Below are 7196 nucleotides of genomic sequence, written 5' to 3'. Positions count from 1 at the left end.
ACACAGGCCGAAGGAACACCGCCGGTCGCGGCCCCCACCGAGCCGATGACCCAGGACGAGGCCATCGCCTCGATCGGTAACTACGAGTACGGCTGGCACGACACCGACACCGCGGGCGCCCTGGCGCGTCGCGGGCTGAGCGAGGACGTCGTGCGGGAGATCTCCGCGCTGAAGAACGAGCCGGAGTGGATGCTCAAGACCCGGCTCAAGGCGCTGCGCCTGTTCGACAAGAAGCCGATGCCCTGGTGGGGCGCGGACCTGTCGGGGATCGACTTCGACAACATCAAGTACTTCGTGCGGTCCACCGAGCAGCAGGCGACCTCCTGGGAGGAACTGCCGGAGGACATCCGGAACACCTACGACCGGCTGGGCATCCCCGAGGCGGAGAAGCAGCGCCTGGTCGCGGGCGTCGCCGCCCAGTACGAGTCCGAGGTCGTCTACCACCAGATCCGCGAGGACCTGGAGGCGCAGGGCGTCATCTTCGTGGACACCGACACCGGCCTGCGCGAGTACCCCGAGCTGTTCGAGCAGTACTTCGGCTCCGTGATCCCCCCGGGCGACAACAAGTTCGGCTCGCTGAACACCGCCGTCTGGTCCGGTGGCTCGTTCGTGTACGTCCCGCCGGGCGTGCACGTGGAGATCCCGCTGCAGGCCTACTTCCGGATCAACACCGAGAACATGGGCCAGTTCGAGCGGACGCTGATCATCGCGGACGAGGGCTCCTACGTGCACTACGTCGAGGGCTGTACCGCGCCGATCTACCAGTCCGACTCGCTGCACTCCGCGGTGGTCGAGATCATCGTGAAGAAGAACGCCCGGGTGCGGTACACGACCATCCAGAACTGGTCCAACAACGTGTACAACCTGGTCACCAAGCGGGCCACCGCGGCCGAGGGCGCCACCATGGAGTGGGTCGACGGCAACATCGGCTCCAAGGTCACCATGAAGTACCCGGCGATCTACCTGCTGGGCGAGCACGCCCGCGGGGAGACGCTGTCCATCGCCTTCGCCGGTGAGGGCCAGCACCAGGACGCCGGCTGCAAGATGGTGCACGCCGCGCCGCACACCTCGTCCTCGATCGTGTCGAAGTCGGTCGCCCGCGGTGGTGGCCGGACCTCCTACCGCGGTCTGGTGCAGGTGCTGGAGGGGGCGTCGCACTCGGCCTCCAACGTGCTCTGCGACGCGCTGCTGGTCGACCAGATCTCCCGCTCGGACACCTATCCCTACGTGGACGTCCGCGAGGACGACGTGTCGATGGGCCACGAGGCGACGGTCTCCCGGGTGTCCGAGGACCAGCTGTTCTACCTGATGTCCCGCGGCATGACCGAGACCGAGGCCATGGCGATGATCGTGCGCGGGTTCGTCGAGCCCATCGCGCGTGAGCTGCCGATGGAGTACGCGCTCGAGCTGAACCGCCTGATCGAGCTGCAGATGGAAGGGGCCGTCGGCTGATGTCGACCACCACACAGAACCTGTCGACCGACCACTCCCGCGCGACCGCCGACGAGGCGCACTCGCACGGGGTCGGTGCGACGCCCGAGTCGTCGCGCGCCGCCCGGCTCACCTCCTTCGAGGTCGGTGACTTCCCGGTGCCGAACGGTCGTGAGGAGGAGTGGCGGTTCTCCCCGGTCGACCGGCTGGCCCCGCTGTTCGCCGCGGACACCGACGGCAAGCTCACGGGGCACGGCGTGCTGACCACCGTGGTGGACGCCCCCGAGGTCACGGTCGAGATCGTGGACCGCGACGACGCCCGGCTGGGCCTGGCCGGCAAGCCCGGTGACCGGGCCGCCGCCGTGGCCTGGGCCTCCGCGCCGCGCGCCACCGTCGTCACCGTTCCGGCCGAGGCGGTGGCCTCCGCGGTCACCTCGGTCCGGGTCGAGGGCGTCGAGGGCAACGACGAGCCGAGCGCGGCGCACATCCTGGTGCACGCCAAGCCGCTGTCCCAGGCGACCGTGGTGATCGACCACGTCGGCGGGGCGAACCTGACCGAGACGGTCGAGGTCGTGGCCGAGGACGGTGCGCACCTGACCGTGGTCTCGGTGCAGGACTGGGCCGAGGGCGCCGTGCACAACGCGGCGCACCGGGTCCGGATCGGCCGGGACGCCACGGTCAAGCACATCGTGGTCACCCTGGGCGGCGACGTGGTCCGGCTGACCCCAGATGCCGAATTCGTCGGTGAAGGAGGCTCAGTCGAGATGCTCGGGGTGTACTTCGCGGACGCGGGGCAGCACCAGGAGCAGCGGTTGTTCGTCGACCACGCGGTGCCGAACTGCAAGTCCCGGGTCACCTACAAGGGCGCGCTGCAGGGCGAGGGCGCGCACACGGTGTGGGTCGGCGACGTGCTGATCCGCGCGGCGGCCGAGGGCACCGACACCTACGAGCTGAACCGGAACCTGGTGCTCACCGACGGGGCGCGTTCCGACTCGGTGCCGAACCTGGAGATCGAGACCGGTCTGATCGAGGGCGCCGGCCACGCCAGCGCCACCGGCCGGTTCGACGACGAGCAGCTGTTCTACCTGCAGGCCCGTGGCATCCCGGAGACCGACGCCCGCCGACTGGTGGTCCGTGGGTTCTTCGCGGAGCTGATCAACGAGATCGGCGTGCCGGAGGTCGAGGCCCGGCTGATCGACGCGATCGAGCGCGAGCTGGCCCAGTCCATGTCGGAGTTCGCGAGTGCCCTCGGCACCGAGAGCACTGCTGGCGGCGACTTCGCCTCCGACGTGACCGAGCAGACCGACGGCGAGCGGGCGATCCTGTCCGAGCCCGCGAGCGTGACGAGCGCGGACGAGAAGCTGTGATCACACCGCACGGCAGTGCCCGCAGAACTCCCGGCGCTCGCGACCTCGCGGGGGCCCCGAGATGACCGCTCAGCTCGCCTGCTACACGCAGGACGTCCCCGAGGCCGGCGCGCTGCGCGTCGAGCTGGAGGGCCCGTCGGGCGTCGTCGAGGTGGCCGTGGTCCGCGCCGAGGACGGCAGCCTGCACGCGATCAGCGACATCTGCTCGCACGGTGCGGTCTCGCTGTCCGACGGTGAGGTGGAGGACTGCGCCGTCGAGTGCTGGCTGCACGGATCCCGCTTCGACCTGCGGACCGGCGAGCCCCTCGGGCCGCCCGCGGTCCGCCCCGTCCCCGTCTACCCCCTGACCCTCGACGGCGAGCGCGTGCTCGTCGACGTCGGTTGAGTTCTTGAGCTTGAAGAGGAGATAGAGATGTCCACCCTGGAGATCCGCGACCTGCACGTCAGCGTCGAGACCAAGGAGGGCCCCAAGCCCATCCTGCGCGGCGTCGACCTGACCATCCGCTCCGGCGAGACCCACGCCATCATGGGCCCGAACGGCTCCGGCAAGTCGACCCTGGCCTACTCGCTGGCCGGTCACCCGAAGTACCAGATCACCTCCGGCACCGTCACCCTGGACGGGGAGGACGTGCTGGCGATGAGCGTGGACGAGCGTGCCCGCGCCGGCATGTTCCTGGCCATGCAGTACCCGGTCGAGGTGCCGGGCGTGTCCGTGTCGAACTTCCTGCGGACCGCCAAGACGGCGATCGACGGCGAGGCCCCCGCCCTGCGGTCCTGGATCAAGGACGTCAACGTGGCGATGGAGAAGCTTCGGATGGACCCGGAGTTCTCCGAGCGCTCGGTGAACGAGGGCTTCTCCGGCGGTGAGAAGAAGCGGCACGAGATCCTCCAGATGGAGCTGCTCAAGCCGAAGATCGCCATCCTGGACGAGACCGACTCCGGCCTGGACGTCGACGCACTGCGCATCGTGTCCGAGGGTGTGAACCGGGTCCGGGAGACCTCCGACGTCGGCGTGCTGCTGATCACGCACTACACCCGGATCCTGCGCTACATCCAGCCCGACTTCGTGCACGTGTTCGTGGACGGCCGGGTCGCGGAGGAGGGCGGTCCGGAGCTGGCGGAGCGCCTGGAGAACGAGGGCTACGACCGGTTCCTGGTCCCCTCCGCCTGATCATCCGTACGGCCGCCGTCCCGGGCATCCGGGGCAGCGGCCCCCTGGAACGAGGAATGACGTGACGACAACCCTGGGGGCGGCCGAGCTGGCCGCCGTGCGCGCGGACTTCCCGCTGCTCACCCGGACGGTGCGCGGCGGACGGCCGCTGGTCTACCTCGACTCGGGTGCGACCTCGCAGAAGCCCGAGGTGGTGCTGGACGCCGAGCAGGACTTCTACACCCAGCGCAACGCCGCCGTGCACCGCGGCGCACACCAGCTCGCCGAGGAGGCCACCGAGGCCTTCGAGAACGCGCGCGCCCAGGTCGCCCGCTTCGTCGGGGCCGACGAGGACGAGATCGTCTGGACCTCGAACGCCACCGCCGCGATCAACCTGGTGGCCTACGCGATGTCCAACGCCACCGCCGGGCGTGGGGGAGCGGCGGCCCGGCGGTTCGCGCTGGCCCCCGGCGACGAGATCGTGGTCACCGAGCTGGAGCACCACGCGAACCTGGTCCCGTGGCAGGAGCTGGCGGCCCGCACCGGCGCCACCCTGCGCTGGCTCGGCGTCACCGACGACGGGCGGATCGACCTGTCCGGCCTCGCTGACGTGGTGAGCGAGCGCACCCGGGTGCTGGCCTTCACCCACGCCTCCAACGTCACCGGTGCGATCACCGACGTGGCGCCGCTGGTCGCCCGCGCCCGCGAGGTCGGCGCGTTGACCGTGCTGGACGCCTGCCAGTCCGTGCCGCACCTGCCGGTGGACCTGCACGCCCTCGGGGTCGACTTCGCTGCGTTCTCCGGGCACAAGATGCTCGGACCCACCGGCGTCGGCGCGCTCTACGGCCGCCGCGAGCTGCTGGAGGCCATGCCCCCGGTCACCACCGGCGGGTCGATGGTCGAGGTCGTCACCATGGAGTCGACCACTTACGCCCCGCCGCCGCGCCGGTTCGAGGCCGGCACCCAGATGGTCTCCCAGGCCGTCGCGATGGGCGCCGCGGCGACCTACCTCGGCGAGCTCGGCATGGACGCGGTCGCCGCGCATGAGGCCGAGCTGACCGTCGCCCTGCTGGACGCGGTGTCCTCCGTGCCCGGGGTGCGGATCATCGGGCCGACCACGCCGGAGCACCGGCTCGCCGCCGTGTCGTTCGTGGTCGACGGGGTGCACGCCCACGACGTCGGCCAGGTGCTGGACGACGCGGGGGTCGCCGTGCGGGTCGGCCACCACTGCGCGCAGCCGCTGCACCGCCGGTTCGGGGTGGCCGCCACGGCGCGCGCGTCGGCGGCGGTCTACACCACCGTGGAGGAGATCGCGGTGTTCCGGGAAGCTCTGGCCGGGGTCCGGACGTTCTTCGGTCTGGAGGACTGACATGAGCACCGGAATGGAACAGCTGTACCAGCAGCTCATCCTCGACCACGCCAAGCACCCCGCGCACCGCGGGGAGCAGGAGGCGTACGACGTCGAGGTGCACCACGTGAACCCGACCTGCGGCGACGAGGTCACCCTCCGGGTCCGGGTCGACGGCGGGAGCATCGCCGAGCTGACCTGGACCGGTCAGGGCTGCAGTATCTCCCAGGCGTCCGCGTCCGTAATGGCGCAGGCGGTGACCGGTCGTCCGGTCACGGAGGCGATGGACCTGTCCGGGGAGTTCCGCGAGCTGATGGACTCCCGGGGCGAACTGCCCGCAGCATGGGAGTCGCGGGCCGACGACGAGGACGACCCGCTGGGCGACGCGGTCGCCTTCGTCGGGGTGGCCCGCTACCCGGCCCGGATCAAGTGCGCGCTGCTGGGCTGGTCGGCGATGAAGGACGCGGTCTCCCAGGCCGCCGGAACCGAGGAGACACGATGACCGAATCCGCGCAGGCCGCCCCCGCGAACGCGGCCGACATCGAGGAGGCCCTCCGCGACGTCATCGACCCCGAGCTCGGGGTCAACATCGTCGACCTGGGGCTGATCTACGGGATCGCGCTGGAACCGAACCGGCACGTCACCATCGACATGACCCTGACGTCGGCGGCCTGTCCGCTGACCGACGTGATCGAGGACCAGGCCGGTCAGTCCCTGGAGGGCCTGGTCGACAGTTTCCGGATCAACTGGGTCTGGATGCCGCCGTGGGGCCCGGAGCGGATCACGGACGACGGCCGCGCGATGATGCGGGCGCTGGGGTTCAACATCTGAGCGTGAGGTGAGTCAGCGGAGGAGCGCCCGTCGGGGAACCGGCGGGTGCTCCGTCGTGTTCCGCCGGCTCCGTCGTCGCGCCGCGGACGTTGGCTCAGGGGGTGGTGACCCCGAAGGTGTCGCACGCCGCCAGCGTGCCGCCCTCGTACCCGGTGGTGAACCAGCGCTGGCGCTGCTCGCTCGACCCGTGGGTCCAGGTGTCCGGGTCCACCCCGCCGCCGGACTGCTGCTGGATGTGGTCGTCGCCGACGGCCGCGGCCGCGGACAGCGCATCGGCGAGCTCGGTCTGGCTGATCGGCTCCAGGTAGGTCACGCCGGTCTCGGGGTCCTCGGTGCTCGCCGCATGCCCGGCCCACAGACCGGCGTAGCAGTCGGCCTGGAGCTCCACCCGGACGGAGTCGGAGTCGTCGCCGGTGCCGGAGCGGTCGGTGCGGTCGAACACCCCGCTGAGCTGCTGGATGTGGTGGCCGTACTCGTGGGCCACGACGTACATCTCCGCGAGGCTGCCCCCGGACGCGCCGTACTGGCTGGACAGCAGGTCGTAGAAGCCGAGATCCAGGTAGATCGTGCGGTCGGTCGGGCAGTAGAACGGGCCGGTGCTCGCCGAGGCGTCTCCGCAGCCGGTGGACGTAGCCTGCTCGAAGGACACGACGCCGGGCTGGATCTCCTCGGCGCCGGCCTCGACCCCCGCGGACGGCAACGCGTCGACCCAGTACGTGTCGAGCGCCTCGATGGTCGCGTTCAGGCGGCATTCGCGCTGGCTGTTGGCCTGCTCGGCGTCGCACGCGGCGATCACGCCCTGCTCCTCGGCGCCACCGCCGGAGTCGCCCGACAGCAGTGAGGTCGGGTCACCGCCGAGCAGCGCCACCAGCAGGACGACCAGCAGTCCGCCGACTCCGCCGCCGATCGCGATGCCGCGCCCGCGACCACCACCACGCCGGGTCTGGACCCGGCCGCCCTCGAACTGCCCGCCGTGCTGGAACGTCATGCCCGGGACGGTAGCGCCGCACCTCGCCCCGCGCGCGGCGGGCAGCGGAGGCCCGGTGCCACGGGTCAGGAGCGGGACTGG

Annotated in this window: 8 protein-coding genes; 7 read left to right on the top strand and 1 reads right to left on the bottom strand. The window is 71.0% G+C overall.

The annotated features are described in order from the left end of the window. Positions 1–45 precede the first annotated feature (45 nt). The 7 genes from sufB to OGL89_RS13300 all read left to right on the top strand — a co-directional run bounded on the left by sufB (position 46) and on the right by OGL89_RS13300 (position 6127). On the top strand, positions 46–1452 hold the full coding sequence (gene sufB, locus OGL89_RS13330; RefSeq protein WP_263120643.1) for a Fe-S cluster assembly protein SufB: 1407 nt from the start codon (positions 46–48) through the stop codon (positions 1450–1452). Further along, entirely contained in the window at positions 1452–2798 is a 1347-nt protein-coding gene (sufD, locus tag OGL89_RS13325) for a Fe-S cluster assembly protein SufD (protein WP_263120640.1), read from the top strand. Before sufB ends, sufD begins: the two co-directional genes overlap by 1 nt. 61 nt (positions 2799–2859) lie before the next feature. Further along, entirely contained in the window at positions 2860–3183 is a 324-nt protein-coding gene (locus OGL89_RS13320; protein ID WP_263120639.1) for a non-heme iron oxygenase ferredoxin subunit, read from the top strand. Between the two features lie 27 nt (positions 3184–3210). Continuing rightward, positions 3211–3969 carry a Fe-S cluster assembly ATPase SufC gene (gene sufC / locus OGL89_RS13315; protein WP_263120638.1) on the top strand — a complete coding sequence of 253 codons (759 nt, stop codon included), beginning with the start codon at positions 3211–3213 and terminating at the stop codon, positions 3967–3969. Between the two features lie 61 nt (positions 3970–4030). Further along, the gene (locus tag OGL89_RS13310; RefSeq protein ID WP_263120637.1) at positions 4031–5317 is read left to right on the top strand and encodes a SufS family cysteine desulfurase; all 1287 of its coding nucleotides are present in this window, start codon (positions 4031–4033) and stop codon (positions 5315–5317) included. Position 5318: 1 nt separating this feature from the next. Then, positions 5319–5798 carry a Fe-S cluster assembly sulfur transfer protein SufU gene (gene sufU / locus OGL89_RS13305; protein ID WP_263120636.1) on the top strand — a complete coding sequence of 160 codons (480 nt, stop codon included), beginning with the start codon at positions 5319–5321 and terminating at the stop codon, positions 5796–5798. Then, positions 5795–6127, top strand: coding sequence for a metal-sulfur cluster assembly factor (locus OGL89_RS13300; RefSeq protein ID WP_263120635.1), 333 nt, complete (start codon positions 5795–5797; stop codon positions 6125–6127). The genes sufU and OGL89_RS13300 overlap by 4 nt, the downstream gene beginning before the upstream one ends. A 94-nt stretch (positions 6128–6221) precedes the next feature. Here the strand turns inward: OGL89_RS13300 and OGL89_RS13295 are convergent, their stop codons facing one another. After that, entirely contained in the window at positions 6222–7115 is an 894-nt protein-coding gene (locus OGL89_RS13295; protein WP_263120634.1) for a neutral zinc metallopeptidase, read from the bottom strand. Positions 7116–7196: the final 81 nt, after the last annotated feature.

Source organism: Cellulomonas sp. RIT-PI-Y (genome assembly GCF_025642745.1).
Taxonomy (GTDB): domain Bacteria; phylum Actinomycetota; class Actinomycetes; order Actinomycetales; family Cellulomonadaceae; genus Cellulomonas.
The sequence above is the reverse complement of the archived record's forward strand: the minus strand, read 5'-3'. Positions and strand labels throughout refer to the sequence as shown.